Annotated in this window: 16 protein-coding genes and 4 tRNA genes; 15 read left to right on the top strand and 5 right to left on the bottom strand. The window is 61.6% G+C overall.

What is annotated here, in order from left to right; all coding sequences use genetic code 11:
• The first annotated feature begins 617 nt into the window (after positions 1 to 617).
• The 8 genes from ltaE to B2U07_RS03780 all read left to right on the top strand — a co-directional run bounded on the left by ltaE (position 618) and on the right by B2U07_RS03780 (position 6,920).
• A complete protein-coding gene (gene ltaE, locus B2U07_RS03815) occupies positions 618 to 1,622 on the top strand; it encodes a low-specificity L-threonine aldolase (protein ID WP_275544644.1) in 1,005 nt (334 codons plus the stop codon).
• 282 nt (positions 1,623 to 1,904) lie between these two features.
• Positions 1,905 to 4,529, top strand: a complete 2,625-nt coding sequence (gene alaS / locus B2U07_RS03810) for an alanine--tRNA ligase (protein ID WP_275544645.1) — start codon at positions 1,905 to 1,907, stop codon at positions 4,527 to 4,529.
• 101 nt (positions 4,530 to 4,630) lie between these two features.
• Complete coding sequence (locus B2U07_RS03805) at positions 4,631 to 5,869, top strand: aspartate kinase (RefSeq protein WP_275544646.1); 1,239 nt, start codon at positions 4,631 to 4,633, stop codon at positions 5,867 to 5,869.
• 192 nt (positions 5,870 to 6,061) lie between these two features.
• Entirely contained in the window at positions 6,062 to 6,247 is a 186-nt protein-coding gene (gene csrA, locus B2U07_RS03800) for a carbon storage regulator CsrA (RefSeq protein WP_003244478.1), read from the top strand.
• A gap of 61 nt (positions 6,248 to 6,308) precedes the next feature.
• Positions 6,309 to 6,399 (top strand) — tRNA-Ser (locus B2U07_RS03795).
• 74 nt (positions 6,400 to 6,473) lie between these two features.
• Positions 6,474 to 6,550 (top strand) — tRNA-Arg (locus B2U07_RS03790).
• Between the two features lie 109 nt (positions 6,551 to 6,659).
• Positions 6,660 to 6,736: transfer RNA gene (locus B2U07_RS03785), tRNA-Arg, on the top strand.
• A gap of 107 nt (positions 6,737 to 6,843) precedes the next feature.
• A tRNA-Arg gene (locus B2U07_RS03780) sits at positions 6,844 to 6,920 on the top strand.
• Positions 6,921 to 6,964: 44 nt separating this feature from the next.
• On the opposite strand, the gene B2U07_RS03775 is transcribed toward B2U07_RS03780, so the two are convergent.
• Positions 6,965 to 7,459 (bottom strand): DUF4124 domain-containing protein, encoded by a 495-nt coding sequence (locus tag B2U07_RS03775; RefSeq protein WP_275544648.1) that lies wholly within the window; start codon positions 7,457 to 7,459, stop codon positions 6,965 to 6,967.
• Positions 7,460 to 7,781: 322 nt separating this feature from the next.
• Here B2U07_RS03775 and mgtE point away from each other — a divergent pair, with 322 nt between their 5' ends.
• Entirely contained in the window at positions 7,782 to 9,224 is a 1,443-nt protein-coding gene (gene mgtE / locus B2U07_RS03770; RefSeq protein ID WP_197858125.1) for a magnesium transporter, read from the top strand.
• Here mgtE and B2U07_RS03765 read toward each other — a convergent pair whose 3' ends face one another.
• From B2U07_RS03765 to B2U07_RS03755, 3 genes are read right to left on the bottom strand one after another with little or no spacing between them, the layout of a single operon-like run.
• Positions 9,225 to 9,686, bottom strand: a complete 462-nt coding sequence (locus B2U07_RS03765; RefSeq protein ID WP_275544649.1) for a nuclear transport factor 2 family protein — start codon at positions 9,684 to 9,686, stop codon at positions 9,225 to 9,227.
• A gap of 30 nt (positions 9,687 to 9,716) precedes the next feature.
• Positions 9,717 to 10,046, bottom strand: a complete 330-nt coding sequence (locus B2U07_RS03760) for an Atu4866 domain-containing protein (RefSeq protein WP_275544650.1) — start codon at positions 10,044 to 10,046, stop codon at positions 9,717 to 9,719.
• 11 nt (positions 10,047 to 10,057) lie between these two features.
• Positions 10,058 to 10,780: an SDR family oxidoreductase gene (locus tag B2U07_RS03755; RefSeq protein ID WP_275544651.1), complete on the bottom strand. Its 723-nt coding sequence runs from the start codon at positions 10,778 to 10,780 to the stop codon at positions 10,058 to 10,060.
• Between the two features lie 176 nt (positions 10,781 to 10,956).
• Between B2U07_RS03755 and B2U07_RS03750 the strand changes: the two genes are divergently transcribed.
• From B2U07_RS03750 to B2U07_RS03735, 4 genes are all read left to right on the top strand, one after another.
• Entirely contained in the window at positions 10,957 to 11,853 is an 897-nt protein-coding gene (locus tag B2U07_RS03750; protein WP_419096319.1) for an AraC family transcriptional regulator N-terminal domain-containing protein, read from the top strand.
• Positions 11,854 to 12,056: 203 nt separating this feature from the next.
• On the top strand, positions 12,057 to 12,314 hold the full coding sequence (locus B2U07_RS03745; RefSeq protein WP_197858128.1) for an OadG family protein: 258 nt from the start codon (positions 12,057 to 12,059) through the stop codon (positions 12,312 to 12,314).
• A 23-nt stretch (positions 12,315 to 12,337) separates the two neighbouring features.
• Positions 12,338 to 14,116 (top strand): sodium-extruding oxaloacetate decarboxylase subunit alpha, encoded by a 1,779-nt coding sequence (gene oadA, locus B2U07_RS03740; protein WP_275544653.1) that lies wholly within the window; start codon positions 12,338 to 12,340, stop codon positions 14,114 to 14,116.
• Positions 14,117 to 14,126: 10 nt separating this feature from the next.
• Positions 14,127 to 15,263, top strand: coding sequence for a sodium ion-translocating decarboxylase subunit beta (locus B2U07_RS03735; protein WP_275544654.1), 1,137 nt, complete (start codon positions 14,127 to 14,129; stop codon positions 15,261 to 15,263).
• Positions 15,264 to 15,342: 79 nt separating this feature from the next.
• Here the strand turns inward: B2U07_RS03735 and B2U07_RS03730 are convergent, their stop codons facing one another.
• Positions 15,343 to 15,675, bottom strand: coding sequence for an Arc family DNA-binding protein (locus B2U07_RS03730; protein WP_197858131.1), 333 nt, complete (start codon positions 15,673 to 15,675; stop codon positions 15,343 to 15,345).
• A gap of 380 nt (positions 15,676 to 16,055) precedes the next feature.
• Here B2U07_RS03730 and phnC point away from each other — a divergent pair, with 380 nt between their 5' ends.
• Together phnC and phnD are read left to right on the top strand one after the other, a co-directional pair.
• On the top strand, positions 16,056 to 16,880 hold the full coding sequence (gene phnC, locus B2U07_RS03725) for a phosphonate ABC transporter ATP-binding protein (protein WP_275544655.1): 825 nt from the start codon (positions 16,056 to 16,058) through the stop codon (positions 16,878 to 16,880).
• Between the two features lie 54 nt (positions 16,881 to 16,934).
• The gene (gene phnD / locus B2U07_RS03720; RefSeq protein ID WP_275544656.1) at positions 16,935 to 17,936 is read left to right on the top strand and encodes a phosphonate ABC transporter substrate-binding protein; all 1,002 of its coding nucleotides are present in this window, start codon (positions 16,935 to 16,937) and stop codon (positions 17,934 to 17,936) included.
• The last annotated feature ends 43 nt before the right edge of the window (positions 17,937 to 17,979 follow it).

The following is a 17,979-nucleotide window of genomic DNA, read 5'->3' as shown; positions in this document are numbered from 1 at the left end:
CCTTGCCCCGGACGCAATCCTCCCGGTTTTTCCATCCGGCCAAGTAACGACGGGGCGCTTGTGGGAGCGGACTTGTCCGCGAATGGGGTGGAGAAAAACATCGCGGCCAAGGCCGCTCCCACGGTTTCGTCGCTCGGATCAAACCGAGGGTTCCCGGCCCCTTGCCCCGGACGCAATCCTCGGCCGGTTTTCCATCTGCCCAAGTAACGACGGGGCGCTTGTGGGAGCCGACTTGTCCGCGAATGGATGTAGAAGAAACATCGCGGCCAAGGCCGCTCCCACAGCTTCATCGCTCGGATCAAACCGGGGGTTCCCGCCCCTTGCCCTGGACGCAATCCTCGGCCGGTTTTCCATCCGGCCAAGTAACGACGGGGCGCTTGTGGGAGCGGACTTGTCCGCGAATGGCGCGGAGTAGAAACATCGCGGCCAAGGCCGCTCCCACAGTTTCGTCGCTCGGATCAAACCGAGGGTTCCCGGCCCCTTGCCCCGGATTGCATCCGGGCTACCCGCTGAAGCGCCTCCCAGGCTAATCCGCTTTTTCACCTTCAACTGTACCTTTCACCGCCCGAACGAGCGCTTTAGCATGGACCTTTCGCCAAAAAAACGGAAAGCCAGCCATGCCCCTGATCGACCTGCGTAGCGACACCGTCACCCAACCTACCGCCGCCATGCGCGAAGCCATGATGGCCGCCGAGCTGGGCGACGATGTGTACGGCGAAGACCCCACAGTGAACCGTTTGGAGTCCTGGCTGGCGGCCGAGCTAGGCTTCGAGGCGGCGCTGTTCGTGCCCACCGGTACCATGAGCAATCTGCTCGGTCTGATGGCGCATTGCGAGCGCGGTGACGAATATATCGTCGGGCAGCAGGCGCACACCTACAAATACGAGGGTGGCGGCGCCGCCGTGCTCGGCTCCATCCAGCCGCAGCCGATCGACGGCGAGGCCGATGGTTCGCTGGACCTGGCCAAGGTCGAGGCGGCGATCAAGCAGGACGACTTCCACTTCGCTCGCACCCGTCTGCTGGCACTGGAAAACACCATGCAGGGCAAAGTGCTGCCCCTCGAGTATCTGGCGGCTGCACGGGAATTTACCCGCCGCCGCGGCCTTAGCCTGCATCTCGATGGTGCACGCCTGTACAACGCAGCGGTCAAGCTGGGTGTGCCGGCACGCGAGATCACCCGGCATTTCGATTCGGTCTCGGTATGCCTGTCCAAAGGGCTTGGTGCACCGGTCGGTTCGGTACTCTGTGGCAGTGCGGAATTGATCGCCAAGGCGCGGCGTCTGCGCAAGATGGTCGGCGGTGGCATGCGCCAGGCCGGCGTACTGGCGGCGGCGGGGTTGCATGCACTGCAGCATCAGGTAGAACGCCTGGCCGAGGATCACGCCAACGCGGAGCGCCTGGGCGCAGCATTGACCGAACTGGGCTACAGCGTCGAGCCGGTACAGACCAATATGGTCTATGTGCAGCTTGGCGAGCGTGCCGGGCAGATCAAGGCCTTCATGGCCGAGCGCGGCATCGCCGTCAGCGCCGCGCCACGTCTGCGTCTGGTCACCCATCTGGACGTCAGCGCCAAGCAAATCGAGCAGGTGATCGAGGCCTTTGCCGCTTTTCGCTCGCTTTGAGTCGTAACCGCAGCGCCCGATAGGCGCTTGCTATCAACAAGGCACTAGCCGCGCGCGGTGGGGCCGATATAATGCGGCCCTTTGCAGACTGCGTGAAAACTGCTGCGCTCGGTCATGCTGCGTTAAAACCGGCTCAGAATGCTCATTTACAACTCGTAAACTCGTTTGCGAGCCCAGTGCGTTCTTCTCCGATTTTTGCCTTGCCTGACCTTCGCTCGCTACGTTTTCACTTTGTCTGCTTCGCCGGCTTTGCCGTGGCCGCCTGATTCCGTGGATATCCCTATGAAAAGCGCAGAAATCCGTGAAGCCTTCCTGAGCTTCTTCGAAGAAAAAGGGCACACCCGTGTCGCTTCCAGCTCGCTGATCCCGGCGAACGACCCGACCCTGCTGTTCACCAACGCAGGCATGAACCAGTTCAAGGACTGCTTCCTGGGCCTGGAAAAGCGCGCCTATACCCGCGCCACCACCAGCCAGAAGTGCGTGCGTGCCGGCGGCAAGCACAACGACCTGGAAAACGTCGGCTACACCGCGCGCCACCATACCTTCTTCGAAATGCTGGGCAACTTCAGCTTCGGCGACTATTTCAAGCGTGATGCCATCCATTACGCCTGGGAGTTTCTGACCTCCGACAAGTGGCTGAACCTGCCCAAGGAAAAGCTTTGGGTCACCGTCTACGCCACCGATGACGAGGCTTACGACATCTGGACCAAGGAAGTCGGAATCCCCAGCGAGCGCATGATCCGCATCGACGACAACAAGGGTGCGCCGTACGCCTCCGACAACTTCTGGGCAATGGGCGATACCGGCCCGTGCGGCCCGTGCACCGAGATCTTCTTCGATCACGGCGAGCACATCTGGGGCGGCCCACCCGGCAGCCCGGAAGAGGACGGCGATCGCTACATCGAGATCTGGAACAATGTGTTCATGCAGTTCAACCGCACCGCGGATGGCGTCATGCACCCGCTGCCGGCGCCGAGCGTGGATACCGGCATGGGTCTGGAGCGCATCAGCGCCGTGCTGCAGCACGTTAACTCGAACTACGAGATCGACCTGTTCCAGAACCTGCTGAACGCCGCGGCCAAGGCCATTGGCTGCAGCAACGAAGGCCAGGCTTCGCTGAAGGTGGTGGCCGACCATATTCGCTCGTGCAGCTTCCTGATCGCCGACGGCGTGACCCCGTCCAACGAAGGCCGTGGCTACGTGCTGCGCCGCATCGTGCGCCGTGCCTGCCGTCACGGCAACAAGCTGGGCGCCAAGGGCAGCTTCTTCTACCAGATCGTCGCCGCCCTGGTGGCCGAAATGGGCGAAGCCTTTCCCGAACTCAAGCAACAGCAGGCGCACATCGAGCGCGTGCTGAAGACCGAGGAAGAGCAGTTCGCCAAGACCCTGGAGCAGGGCCTGAAGATTCTCGAGCAGGATCTGGCTGGCCTGCAGGGCAAGGTCATCCCGGGCGATGTGGTGTTCAAGCTGTACGACACCTATGGCTTCCCGGTCGACCTGACCGCCGATATTGCCCGCGAGCGTGAGCTGTCGGTGGACGAAGAGGGCTTCGAGCGTGAAATGGAGGCGCAGCGCGAGCGCGCCCGTTCCGCCAGCGCCTTCGGCATGGATTACAACGCCCTGGTCAAGGTCGACGCCGACACCCACTTCCTCGGCTACGAGGGCACCAGCGGCAGCGGCAAGATCATCGCCCTGTTCAAGGCCGGCGCCGCGGTCGACAGCCTTGCTGAAGGCGAAGAGGGCGTGGTGGTGCTGGATCAGACCCCGTTCTACGCCGAGTCCGGTGGCCAGATCGGTGACTGCGGTTACCTCGAAGGCGCTGGCGTGCGCTTTGACGTGCGTGACACCACCAAGGCTGGCGGCGCCTTCCTGCACCATGGCGTGGTGGCCAAGGGCGGTCTCAGTGTCGGCACCAGTGTTAAGGCCGAGGTCGATGCCGAAGTGCGCCAGGCCACTGCGCTTAACCACTCGGCGACCCACCTGCTGCACGAAGCCCTGCGCATCGTGCTCGGTGACCACGTGCAGCAGAAGGGCTCGCTGGTCAACAGCCAGCGCCTGCGTTTCGACTTCAGCCACTTCGAGGCGATCAAGCCCGAGCAGATCAAGCAGCTCGAGGACATCGTCAACCGCGTAGTGCGCGAGAACACGGCGGTCGAGACCGAGCTTACCGATATCGAAACCGCCAAGGCCAAAGGCGCCATGGCGCTGTTCGGCGAAAAGTATGGCGATGAGGTGCGTGTGCTGAGCATGGGCGGCGACTTCTCCGTCGAGCTTTGCGGCGGTACCCACGTGGCCCGTACCGGCGACATCGGCCTTTTCAAGATCGTCAGCGAGGGCGGCGTCGCGGCAGGTGTGCGTCGTATCGAGGCAGTCACCGGTGCTGCTGCGCTGGCGTACCTCAATGGTGCAGAAGAGCAGCTCAAGGAAGCCGCCTCTCTGGTCAAGGGCAGCCGTGACAACGTACTCGACAAGCTGTCGGCGCTGATCGAGCGTAACCGCCAGCTGGAAAAAGAGTTGGAGCAGCTCAAGGCCAAGGCCGCCAGCGCCGCGGGTAACGATCTGGCCGGCTCGGCGGTGGACGTGAAGGGCACCAAGGTGCTGGCTGCACGTCTCGATGGCCTGGACGGCAAGGCACTGCTGGCGCTGGTCGACCAGTTGAAGAACAAGCTGGGCAGTGCGGTGATCCTGCTCGGCGGCGTGTTCGAAGAGAAGGTCGTGCTGGTCGCTGGCGTGACTCAGGACCTGACCGCCAAGCTCAAGGCGGGTGACCTGATGCGTCAGGCCGCGGCGACCGTGGGCGGCAAGGGCGGTGGTCGCCCGGACATGGCCCAGGGTGGCGGCGTCGATGCCGGCAAACTGGATGAGGCCCTGGCCCTGGCCGCGACTCTGGTCGAACAGGCTTCGTAGATAGCGTGAAAGCGGGGCCCGCAGTGCGTCCAGCGGGCCTTGGCAGTGTGACCCGATGCGGGTTTAATGGGCGCCCTTGAGGAATCAGGTGGCTTTTTGAAATGGCTTTGATCGTACAGAAGTTTGGGGGCACCTCCGTCGGCACCGTCGAGCGTATCGCGCAGGTAGCCGAGAAGGTTAAGAAGTTCCGCGAGAAGGGTGACGACATCGTTGTCGTGGTTTCCGCCATGAGTGGCGAAACCAACCGCCTGATCGATCTGGCCAAACAGATCACCGACGGCGAGCCGGTTCCGCGTGAGCTGGACGTGATGGTGTCCACCGGTGAGCAGGTGACCATCGCCCTGTTGGCCATGGCACTGATCAAACGTGGTGTGCCGGCGGTTTCCTACACCGGCAACCAGGTGCGCATCCTCACCGACAGCGCCTTCAACAAGGCGCGCATTCTGCAGATCGATGACCAGAAGATTCGTGCCGACCTCAAGGCTGGTCGTGTCGTCGTCGTCGCCGGCTTCCAGGGCGTCGACGAGCACGGCAGCATCACCACCCTCGGTCGTGGCGGTTCCGATACCACCGGCGTGGCCCTGGCTGCGGCGCTGAAAGCCGACGAATGCCAGATCTATACCGATGTCGACGGCGTCTACACCACCGACCCGCGCGTGGTGCCCAAGGCCCAGCGTCTGGAGAAAATCACCTTCGAAGAGATGCTGGAAATGGCCAGCCTCGGTTCCAAGGTGCTGCAGATTCGCTCGGTGGAATTCGCCGGCAAGTACAACGTCCCGCTGCGCGTTCTGCACAGCTTCCAGGAGGGGCCGGGCACCCTCATTACCCTTGATGAAGAGGAATCCATGGAACAGCCGATCATTTCCGGCATCGCTTTCAACCGCGACGAAGCCAAGCTGACCATCCGTGGGGTGCCGGATATCCCCGGCATCGCCTTCAAGATTCTTGGTCCGATCAGCGCTGCCAACATCGAAGTGGACATGATCGTGCAGAACGTCTCGCACGATAACACCACCGATTTCACCTTCACCGTGCACCGCAACGACTACAACAACGCCCTGGGCGTGTTGCAGAAGACCGCGGACGAACTCGGCGCCCGTGAGGTGGTAGGTGATACCGACATCGCCAAGGTTTCGATCGTCGGTGTCGGCATGCGTTCCCATGCCGGTGTTGCCAGCCGTATGTTCGAAGCTCTGGCCAAGGAGACCATCAACATCCAGATGATCTCCACCTCCGAGATCAAGGTGTCGGTGGTGATCGAGGAGAAGTACCTGGAGCTGGCGGTGCGCGCTCTGCATACTGCTTTCGAGCTCGATGCTCCGGCCCGACAGGGTGAGTGATTGATCTGATCCGAAAGGCGCGGCTGGTTCCGCGCCTTTCGTTTTTTTGACCGATTCGCGGGAACTTTCTTTCTGCGCGGGCTGGTCAATACTTGGGTGGAGGCTTTCAGGCTTATTTTAGCAGGAAGCCGGCACCATTTTCTTTTTGCAGACTGTTGTCCTGAAAAAATGTAATCCGTGAAGGAGAAAGGAATGCTGATTCTGACTCGCCGGGTCGGAGAGACCCTGATGGTCGGTGATGATGTGACTGTCACCGTGTTGGGCGTGAAAGGTAACCAGGTGCGTATTGGCGTCAATGCGCCGAAAGAGGTTGCCGTACACCGTGAGGAAATCTACCAGCGCATCCAGAAAGAGAAGGGTGACGAACCAAGCCACTAATTTTTCTACAAATTTTTGTTTGCAAACGGGGAAAACATGTTTATCATGCGCCCCGTGTTGCGGAGAGGTGGCCGAGTGGCCGAAGGCGCTCCCCTGCTAAGGGAGTACACCTCAAAAGGGTGTCGGGGGTTCGAATCCCCCCTTCTCCGCCATTATTCAGCGAGTCGGGCGTAAGTCGGGCTGGCGAATCAACCAGAGGTGATCTGGTATAAAAGCACCACTAAGCGGACTCATAGCTCAGCTGGATAGAGTACTCGGCTACGAACCGAGCGGTCGGAGGTTCGAATCCTCCTGAGTCCGCCATATTCAAATGGCTTGCATCGCTGCAAGCCATTTTGTTTCAACCAGCGGTGATCTGGTCTAAAAGCACCAAGGGTCGCGAAAGGCTTGATGGCCTCGAGCGGTCTGCAACGGACTCATAGCTCAGCTGGATAGAGTACTCGGCTACGAACCGAGCGGTCGGAGGTTCGAATCCTCCTGAGTCCGCCATATTCAATGGCACTGCAGCGATGCAAGGTCATGTTTCAACCAGCGGTGATCTGGTCTAAAAGCACCAAGGGTCGCGAAGGGCTTGATGGCCTCGAGCGGTCTGCAACGGACTCATAGCTCAGCTGGATAGAGTACTCGGCTACGAACCGAGCGGTCGGAGGTTCGAATCCTCCTGAGTCCGCCATACCGAAAGGGCCTGCAGCAATGCAGGCCCTTTTTCTTTGCGTGTCATTTCTTCACGCAGCCGGCTTCGTCGAAGCTGACCTGCCGGCTGTTGCCGCCCTTGCGCTTTTCGCGATAGTGATAACGCTCCTGCCCATTGCTGGCGGTGACTCTGTCCGGTTTGCCCAGGCTGCTTTCCACGTCGCTGCGGCTCATGCCTACACGAATTTCCTTGCGAATGATCGCCTGGCGCCTCTCGCTGCTGCTCAGCAGGTTGCCGCAGCCATCGTCCTGCTGGCCGACGATCACCAGTTCGCCGGAGTTTGCGTTCGTCGTCGCCTGACGCTTGCCGGGGTTGGCCAGCGGGATGGGTTTGCCGCTGCTGGGCGTATAGTTGCGCGCATCCTGCAGATGCTGTTCCTGATCGCTGGTGCAGCCGTGCCGGGTGAAGGTGACATGGCCGTCAGCATCCACGCAGCGGAACACGCTGGCGGCCGAGCTGTCTTCAATAGGGGAGAGTAGCGCAGCGGCGAATAGCGCTGCCAAGTGCCGTCCTCGCATAGGTCGTCCTCCATGACGTTACACATTTCAGGTTAGATCGTTTTTTCGCTCACGCCAGAGTGTCTTGGCATTGAAGGCTGGCGTCGCATAGCCAGGTTTTCATGCGGGATTGAAGTTTGCGATGCAAGCGATTGTTCTTGCCGCGCTTTTGTCACGTACAAAGCTGTTTCGCGGTGTTATCATTCGCCGCGTCAGCCCCGCCGGGGCTTGTGGAATACCACCATGGACTTACCCAGTAGTTACTCAATACTCCCCTCGCACAATCGTGTAAGACCTGATTGATCCCCTTTGGCGTGCCCGCCAGCTGGGGGTGGAGCGCGCTATGACTGAAGTAGAAGCCAAAAAGCCGCAAGAGAGCCTGCAGGATCGCCTGGCCCAGGTGATCGAACTGCTGCATCGGCACAAGCTGGTCGAAGACCTGACCCATCGTCAGGAAGGCCAGCATCACGACCGTGTCGAAAACCTGGTCCACCGGCAGAATCTCGCCGAGCTGCAGCGCAAGCTCGATGATCTGCACCCCGCGGATATCGCCCACATCCTCGAAGCCCTGCCGCTGGATGAGCGTCTGACCGTCTGGCAACTGGTCAAGGCCGAGCGCGACGGCGACATCCTGCTGGAAGTCTCTGACGCGGTACGGGAAACGCTGATCGCCGACATGGACGATCACGAGATTCTTGCCGCAGCCAAGGATCTGGACGCCGACGAACTCGCCGACCTGGCGCCGGAGCTGCCGCGCGACGTCGTTCATGAGCTGATGGAATCGCTCGACGCGCAGCAGCGCGAGCGCGTGCGTTCGGCGCTGTCCTACGAGGAGGATCAGGTCGGTGCGCTGATGGACTTCGAGATGGTCACCATCCGCGAAGACGTCAGCCTGGAAGTGGTGTTGCGTTACCTGCGCCGTCTCAAGGAATTGCCGGGGCACACCGACAAGCTGTTCGTGGTCGATTATGACGGCGTGCTAAAGGGCGTGCTGCCGATCAAGCGCTTGCTGGTCAACGATCCGGATAAGCAGGTCGGCGAGGTCATGGCCGACGATCCGGTAAGCTTCCACCCCGACGAGGACGGCTACGACGCTGCGCAGGCGTTCGAGCGTTACGACCTTATCTCGGCGCCGGTGGTGGACAAGAACGGCAAGCTGATCGGCCGTCTGACCATCGACGAGATGGTCGACCTGATCCGTGAGGAAAGCGAAAGCGAAGTGCTGAACATGGCCGGTCTGCGCGAGGAGGAAGATATCTTCGCCTCGGTGTGGAAGTCGGTACGCAACCGCTGGGCCTGGCTGGCGATCAATCTGGTCACGGCGTTCCTCGCCTCGCGGGTGATCGGCCTGTTCGAAGACTCGATCGAAAAACTCGTGGCGCTGGCGGCGCTGATGCCTATCGTTGCCGGTATCGGCGGCAATTCCGGCAACCAGACCATCACCATGATCGTGCGCGCCATGGCGCTGGATCAGGTCAGCACCGGCAATACCAAGCGCCTGCTGCGCAAGGAGCTAGGGGTTTCGTTGATCAACGGCATCCTCTGGGGCGGGGTGATCGGGGCCGTCGCCTATGGACTTTACGGCAGCTGGTCGCTGGGCGTGGTGATGACTGCAGCGATGACCCTCAACCTGTTGCTGGCAGCGCTGATGGGGGTGCTGATCCCCATGACCCTGGCGCGCCTGGGGCGCGACCCAGCCATGGGGGCCAGTGTGATGATCACCGCCATGACCGACAGCGGCGGCTTTTTCATCTTCCTGGGGCTGGCGTCGATCTTCCTGATGTAATCAGTTCATCAGCTCGACCAGCCGCCAGGTATCGAGAAAGGCCGTGACCCGGGTGATCCGGCCATTCTCCAGTTGCATGTGCCAGGAGTAGCTGTTTTCGTAGCGACCGCCGTCCCTGGCGGTCGCCTGACCATCCCAATGCACGACCACGTAAGGCCCCTGCGCCACGATCTGGCGCACGGTGGGGACGATGGGCGTGGCCAGTTTGTCGGTGATGGGTTTGACTGCATCTTCCATGAACGCCTCGCGCGTGCGGTAAGTCCCGGAGTACGGGCTGCTGCCGGCCACGACCCAGACGGCATCATCGGCCAGCAACTGGAAGATGCCGCCTTTTCCGGCGCGCCAATCATCGAAGGCTTTCTGAATCAGGGCCTGATTGGCCGCGGTGTTGTCAGTTGCCCAGGTCGGCAGGCAGAGCGATACGCTGAGCAGTAGCGCGGCGACAGCTTTTTGCATGTTCATAAGCTTCTTTTCCTTGGCTGGTGGGTTGTCTTACTCGTCAGTTGGAGTGCTCTTGCGGCGCAGCACCATGCCGCCGTGGTAGAGCACGTCGTCGATGAACTCACCGTCAGCGGTAAAGCCGGTGTCGTCGACATAATCGATGTGGTTGCCAGTGACTCGGTAGCTGCCCTGGTAGGCGCTTTCGCGGTTCCCGCGTGCCTCGTCATAACGGCCGTTGGCCAATAGCTCATGACGGACATGGCCATCGTCCGTTACCCACATGCCCACGTAGGGATGTGGGCTTTCCGCTTCCGCGCTTGCCGCGCCGGGTAGCAGGGCGCCGCTGATCAGCAGCGCCGCAAGGCTGTTCTTCGCTGGCATATTCACCTCCATCAATAAGGGCTGGCGGTCGGGCGCACGATGACTTCACTGACATCGACATCGTCGGGCTGCTCGACCGCATAGGCCACGGCGCGGGCAATGGCGTCCGGTGTGATGGCGATACGGCGGAACGCCCTCATCGCATCGCGGGCGCTGGCGTCGGTGATGCTGTCGGCTAGCTCGGACTCGACCACGCCCGGGCAGATGGTGGTGACGCGGATGCGCTCGTTTTCCTGGCGCAGGCCCTCGGAAATGGCCCAGACCGCGTATTTGGTAGCGCAATACACCGCGGCGGTCGGTGATACGGCATGGGCGCCGATGGAGGCGATATTGATCACTTGGCCACGCCCGCGTTGTTCCATGCCCGGCAGCACGGCGGCGATGCCATGCAGCACGCCGCGTACGTTGACATCGATCATGCGGTTCCACTCGTCCACCTTCAGGGCGTTGAGCGGTGACAGTGGCATGACCCCGGCGTTGTTGATGATCACGTCAACGGGGCCGTGGTGTGCCTCTGCGTGCTCCACGAAGGCCTGCATGTCATGCAGTTGGCTGACATCGAGGGTACGGCGCGAGGCCTGTTGACCCTGGGCCTGCAGTTCTTCTACCAGTGCCTGCAGGCGTTCGATGCGGCGAGCACCGAGGACCACCTGGTGGCCCTGGCTGGCGAGGTGTCTGGCGATGGCTTCGCCGATGCCGCTGCTGGCTCCGGTAATGAGGATGACTTTGCTCATGTCGGTCTCCACTTGGGTTATGGAGATTCCATGCTAGGCACGTGGGCGCCGTCTGCTAAGTCTCGTTACTCTTTCGATATTGCCTGTTTCTATTGACTGCTTCCTACAATATGCCGGTCTTCCTCCAGAGCGGGTGGCAGAGCATGAGTGCGAATTCCGAGAGCATGAAGCGGCGCATGGTCGAGCTGATGCTGCGCCTGGCTCCCGAAGAGGGGTATACCGCGGCGCAACTGGATGGCGTCACCTTCATGCGCTCCAACCGGCCGCTTCCGGTGACGCCGGCGCTGTACGAGCCGAGCATCGTGATCGTCATCCAGGGGCGCAAGAGTGGGCTGCACGACGGCAATCTGTACGTTTACGATGCGCAGCACTATCTGGTGCTGGCGCTGCCCTTGCCGTTTGCCATCGAAACCGAGGCGACGGCCGATGAGCCCATGCTCGGTGTGGCACTGCGGGTCGATCCGCTGTTGGTGGCCGAACTGGCGATGGGGCTGGACGAGCCCCCGACCCGCGCGCCGGCGACGCTTTATTCCAGCCCGATGGATGCGCGTCTGAGCGATGCGACGTTGCGCCTGCTGGAAGCCCTGGCCGACCCCGACGAGGTGCGCCTGCTAGGCCCGTCGATCATGCGTGAGATCGTCTTTCGCGTGCTGCAGGGCGAGCAGGGCAGTGGTCTGCGCGCGACCCTGGCGCAGAACAACCATTTTGGCCGCATCGCACGCGTGCTGCAGCGCATACATCGCGATTACCAGGCGTCGCTCGATGTGCCTTCGTTGGCTGAGATCGCCAGCATGAGCGTGCCGGCCTTCCATGTGCACTTCAAGGCCATGACTAGCCGCTCGCCGTTGCAGTACCTCAAGGCCATCCGCCTGCACCAGGCCCGGCTACTAATGATTCGCAGCGACATGAGTGCGATCAGCGCGGCGCAGCGCGTCGGCTACGAAAGCCCGTCGCAGTTCAGTCGCGAGTTCAAGCGGCTCTTCGGGCGTACTCCTGGCGACGAGACGCGCCACTTCAAGCAGCTTCTGGCGCTGGCGCCTGCCGTTGATACTGGCGTGCGGTCGGCCTGCTGAGAACCTTGCTCGCAGCGCTTTTCTCATTCTTTGGTAGTGGATGGGCAAAAGCCACTACATAAATGACCAATCCAGGCCTTTTGGCGTTTGCTTCAAACGCTTGTTTCAGGCTAAGGTTCGGCAGCTTTGCCCGGGCGCTGACCCTGGGCGCTCCTGATCAATAATGAATGCAGCCCGCGAGCTGCTGGCCAAAAGGAGCCAAGATGACCCCCAGTGAACTACTGCTCGAGGGTGTCGAACTCATGCTGTTCGGTATGGGTTTCGTGTTTGTCTTTCTGGTGTTGCTGGTGGGTGTGGTCAGTCTGATGTCGCGCCTGATCGCGACTTTCGCTCCACCCGCGCCAACCCCCGCCGCTTCTTCCCCAGCGCACAGCGCCAAGTCGGCCAGCCATGAGCCGGATGCAGAAACGCTGGCCGCCATTCAATCCGCTATTGCCCAGCACCGCGCGCGTCGCGGTTGATCAGGTTCAGAGGGAGTACCTGTATGACTGCCGTTAAACAAGCACTCGGAATCACCGATGTGGTGCTGCGTGACGCCCATCAATCCATCCTGGCCACTCGCGTACGCCTGCAAGACATGTTGCCGATCGCACCCAAGCTCGATCAGGTCGGCTTCTGGTCGGTGGAATCCTGGGGCGGGGCGACCTTCGACGCCTGTATTCGCTACCTCGGTGAAGACCCGTGGGAACGTATTCGCGAGCTGAAAAAGGCGATGCCCAACACTCGCCAGCAGATGCTCCTGCGCGGGCAGAACCTGTTGGGCTATCGCCACTACGCCGATGACGTGGTGGAGAAGTTCGTCGAGCGCGCCGCCATCAATGGTGTCGATGTGTTCCGCGTGTTCGACGCGATGAACGACCAGCGCAACCTCGAGACCGCGCTCAAGGCCGTCAAGCAGCAGGGCAAGCACGCCCAGGGCACCATCTCCTACACCACCAGCCCGGTGCATACCCTTGAGATGTGGGTCGATCTGGCCAAGCAGATCGAGGACATGGGCGCCGACTCGGTGGCCATCAAGGACATGGCCGGCATCCTCACGCCGTATACCGCATTCGAGCTGGTGTCGCGCCTGAAGGCCAGCCTGGCGATCCCGATCCACATGCAGTGCCACGCCACCGCGGGGCTGTCATCCGTGGCCATTCTCAAGGCGGTGGAAGCTGGTATCGACAACGTCGACACTGCCATCTCCTCGCTGTCGATGACCTACGGTCACTCGCCGACCGAATCGGTGGTGGCGATGTTCCAGGGCACCGAGCGCGATACCGGGCTGAACCTGGAGCTGCTGGAGGAGATCGCCGCGTACTTCCGCGAAGTGCGCAAGAAATACGCAAAATTCGAGGGCAACCTCAAGGGCGTCGATTCGCGCATCCTGGTCGCTCAGGTGCCGGGCGGTATGCTCACCAACATGGAAAGCCAGCTGAAAGAGCAGGGCGCCCAGGACAAGTTCGACCAGGTGCTGGCCGAGATTCCGCGTGTGCGCGAAGACTTGGGCTTCATCCCGCTGGTGACCCCAACCTCGCAGATCGTTGGCACCCAGGCGGTGATCAACGTGCTCACCGGCGAGCGCTACAAGTCGATTACCAAGGAAACCGCCGGCGTGCTCAAGGGCGAGTACGGCGCGGCGCCCGCACCGTTCAATGCCGAGCTGCAGGCGCGCGTGCTCGATGGCGCGCAGGCCATCACCTGCCGTCCGGCCGACCTGCTCGACGCGGAAATGGACAAGCTGATCGCCGAACTCAAGGGCATCGCCAAGGACAAGGGCATCCAGCTTGCCGCCGACGAGATCGACGACGTGCTGACTTATGCGCTGTTCCCGCAGATCGGCCTGAAGTTTCTCGAGAACCGCGACAACCCGGCGGCCTTCGAGCCGCTGCCGACCGGTAAGGAAGCTCCCGCCCGTGAGGCCGGCAAGCCTGAGGTCTATACCGTCGAGGTCAATGGCAAATCTTTCGTCGTACAGGTCAACGAGGGCGGCGATATCGAGGGTATCAAGCCCATCGGTGGCGCAGCGAACGTCGCCGTGGCGCCAGCCCCGGTCGCAGCGAGTGGTGGCGAGCCGCAGGTCGCACCGCTAGCCGGCAATATCTTCAAGGTGTTGGTGCAGCCAGGCCAGGCTGTCGAGGAGGGGCAACTGGTGATCATCCTCGAAGCGATGAAGATGGAAACCGAGATCCGTGCGTTCAAGGCCGGCACCGTCGGCGTCGTCAACGTCAAGGTGGGTGATGCTGTGGCGGTGGGCGACAGCCTGCTGACCATCGGCTGAGGAGCGCATCATGGAAAAGCTGCTCAAGCTCTGGCAGAGCACCGGCCTGTATCACCTGGAGCCTGGTCAGGCCTTCATGATCGCGGTGTGCCTGCTGCTGATCTACTTGGCCATCAAGAAGGGCTTCGAGCCTCTGCTGCTGGTGCCCATCGGTTTCGGCGGCCTGCTGTCGAACATCCCGGTGGCCAACATGGCCGAAGGTGCCGGCTTCCTGCACCTGATCTACGAAGTGGGATTGCCGACCAGCATCTTCCCGTTGCTGATCTTCCTCGGTGTTGGCGCCATGACCGACTTCGGACCGATGCTGGCCAACCCGAAAACCTTGTTGCTGGGCGCCGCCGCGCAGTTCGGCATCTTCGGCACCCTTATGGGCGCGCTGGCGATCACCGCACTGGGCATTCCCGGCATGGAGTTCACCCTCAAGGAGGCGGCTTCCATCGCCATTATCGGCGGGGCGGATGGGCCGACCTCGATCTTCGTCACCTCCAAGCTGGCGCCTGACCTGCTTGGCCCCATCGCCGTGGCGGCCTATGCCTACATGGCATTGGTGCCGCTGTTGCAGCCGCCGATCATGCGTGCGTTGACCAGCAAGGAAGAGCGCGCCATCGTCATGCAGCAACTGCGGCCGGTGGGGCAGACCGAGAAGATCGTCTTCCCCATCGTGCTGTGCCTTTTGGTGGGTATGTTGTTGCCGGACGCGGCGCCGCTGATCGGTATGTTCGCCCTCGGCAATCTGCTGCGTGAATGTGGTGTGGTCGAGCGTCTGGCCGACACCTCGCGCAACGCGCTGATCAATATCGTCACCATCTTCCTCGGTCTGACCGTGGGCTCGAAGCTGTCGGCAGAAGCCTTCCTGCAGCTCAAGACCCTGGGCATCCTGTTGCTGGGCATGGTGGCGTTCTGCGCCGGCACTGCGGCTGGTGTGCTGATGGCCAAGCTGATGAACCTGTTCAGCAGCAACAAGGTCAATCCGCTGATCGGCTCTGCAGGCGTATCGGCGGTGCCGATGGCGGCACGGGTATCGAACAAGGTCGGCCTGGAGGCCAACCCGCAGAACTTCCTGCTGATGCATGCCATGGGGCCGAACGTGGCGGGGGTGATCGGCTCTGCAGTGGCGGCGGGGGTATTGCTCAGCTTTGTCGGGTAAAGAGAACGCGGGGTTCGCTCCGCGTTTTTCCTCCAGCCATAAAAAAACCGGCCTAGGCCGGTTTTTTTATGGCTTCGCTTCAGGCTTCTTCAGCTTCAGCGGCCATTTCCACGTCATGGGCAATCAGAGCGACCAGCGCGTTCTGCTGACGGCGCGACAACTGACGAAAACGCTGCAGCAATTCACGCTCATGGAGGCTCAGTTCGGGGCTGTCGAGACGCAGGCTGAGATCGTCATCCAGAGCGCCTTCCTGCAGCATGCTCTGCTCCAGGCGGGCGATGATTTCGGAGTTCATGCTGCGGTGATGGTTGCGTGCTACGTCAGCAATACGCTCACGCATGCCATCTGGCAAGCGAACGACAAACTTGTCAGCCGTGCGGCTGGAATAAATAGCCTGTTTCATAGGGCGCATACATTACCGGTTAGTTCAGGGAGCGATACTGGTAATCAGTGTCGAGATTGTCACCGGTTTGACCGTCTTTCGCACTAGCCGTTCAACCGATATCGCGTTCTGCGTCATTACGACCCGAAGGCCATCTGAACAGTTCCTTGACGCCAAATACGTGGCACATTGTGATCGATGTAACGGCGTTGTGCCAGCACCAGTCGTCAGAAATGAGTAGCAATTGGCACAAGCGTGCACTTCGAGGGTTTCCATCCGAAAAACTCCGGCGTGTTCATTCAATCGTCACCCGCATTTCACAGTTCTGACATGGAATCTGCCTAGGTTGGTCTACACCAGATGGCGACTTCCTCACCTTCTGATCATTGATGATAGTAGAGGGCCGGCACATGAGCGCAGCGATTTTAGTCGACCGCCTGAACAAGAGTTTCGGCCGTAAACAGGCGCTGTTCGATCTGGCGCTGTCGGTGCAGCCGGGTGAGATGGTCGCGCTGATCGGCGCGTCTGGCTCTGGCAAGTCGACCCTGCTGCGCCATCTGGCCGGCCTGGCCCGCGGCGATGCCGGCAGCATCGAAGTGCTCGGGCGCCAGGTGCAGGCCGATGGTCGCCTCAATGGTGACGTGCGTCGCCAGCGCGCCGATATCGGCTACATCTTTCAGCAGTTCAATCTGGTCGGCCGCCTCAGCGTGCTGCAGAACGTGCTGCTCGGCGGCCTCGGTCGCATGCCGCGCTGGCGTGGCAGCCTCAGCCTGTTCAACGCTGAGGAGAAACAGCGCGCCATGCAGGCGCTGGAGCGCGTCGGTCTGGCCGAGTTTGCCACGCAGCGCGCCTCGACCCTGTCCGGCGGCCAGCAGCAGCGTGTGGCCATTGCACGCGCGCTGTGCCAGCAGGCCGAGGTAATCCTTGCCGACGAGCCGATCGCCTCGCTTGATCCGGAGTCGGCGCGCAAGGTGATGGAAATTCTCGCTGACATCAACCGCCGCGACGGCAAGACGGTGGTGGTGACCCTGCATCAGGTCGACTACGCGGTGCGCTATTGCCAGCGCGCCGTGGCGCTCAAGGGCGGGCGCATTCATTTCGACGGCCCCACCGACAGCTTCAACCCCGATTTCCTCAACGACCTCTACGGCGGCGATCTCGATATCAGCCTGCTGTTGCCGCAAGGGCAGCGCCCGCGTGCCGTGGAACGTCCGCTGACGCTGGCCAAGGCCTGACGTCAGTTTCCTCATTCGAAAAAACAACGCCAACCCGCAACAGGAGTGTGCTCCATGTTCAAACGCATCGGCCAGGTGCTGGCTGCCTCTGCGCTCGTCACCGGTTCCCTGCTGGGCTCGGCCCAGGCCGCCGAGGAACTCAACTTCGGCATCATTTCCACCGAGTCCTCGCAGAACCTCAAGGCCATGTGGGATCCCTTCCTGGCCGACATGAGCAAGCAGACCGGGGTAAAGATCAACGCGTTCTTCGCGCCTGATTACGCCGGGATCATCCAGGGCATGCGCTTCGACAAGGTCGACGTGGCCTGGTACGGCAACAAGTCGGCGATGGAAGCAGTCGATCGCGCCGGTGGTGAAATCTTCGCCCAGACCGTGGCAGCCAACGGTGCGCAGGGCTACTACAGCTTGCTGGTGGCGCACAAGGACAGTTCGATCAACTCGGCCGAGGACATGCTCAAGAACGCCAAGAGCCTGACCTTCGCCAACGGTGATCCGAACTCCACCTCCGGCTATCTGGTGCCTGGCTACTACGTATTCGCCCAGAACAACGCCGACGCCAGCAAGATTTTCAAGCGCTCGCTCAACGGCAGCCACGAGGTCAACGCGCTGTCGGTGGCCAACAAGCAGGTCGATGTCGGCACCTTCAACAGCGAGGGCATGGAGCGCCTGGAAGTGACTGCGCCGGACAAAGCGGCGCAGCTCAAGGTGATCTGGACGTCACCGCTGATCCCGTCGGACCCCATCGTCTGGCGCAAGAACCTGCCGCAGGAAACCCGCGACAAGCTGCGCAACTTCTTCATGACCTACGGTGCCAAGCCGGAAGAGAAGAAGGTGCTCGAGGGCCTGCAGTGGGGTCAGTTCAAGCCTTCGGATAACGATCAGCTGCTGCCGATTCGTCAGCTCGAGCTGTTCAAGAAGCGTACCGAAGTGGCCAACAACGACAAGCTCAAGGACGCCGACAAGCAGGCTCAGCTCAAGGAGCTGGACGCCGAGCTGGCCAAGCTGGAGCAGCGCATGGCCGAGCGTGAGAAGCAGGGCGGCGCCAGCGCCGGCTGACCCCGAGAGCCGTCCCGCGAGAGTGGGGCGGCTCTTGAAAAGC

Origin of the sequence: Pseudomonas sp. UBA7530 (assembly GCF_002479365.1) — a bacterium.
In the GTDB taxonomy this organism is placed as follows: Bacteria; Pseudomonadota; Gammaproteobacteria; order Pseudomonadales; family Pseudomonadaceae; genus Aquipseudomonas.
This window is presented reverse-complemented; position numbering and strand designations above follow the sequence as displayed.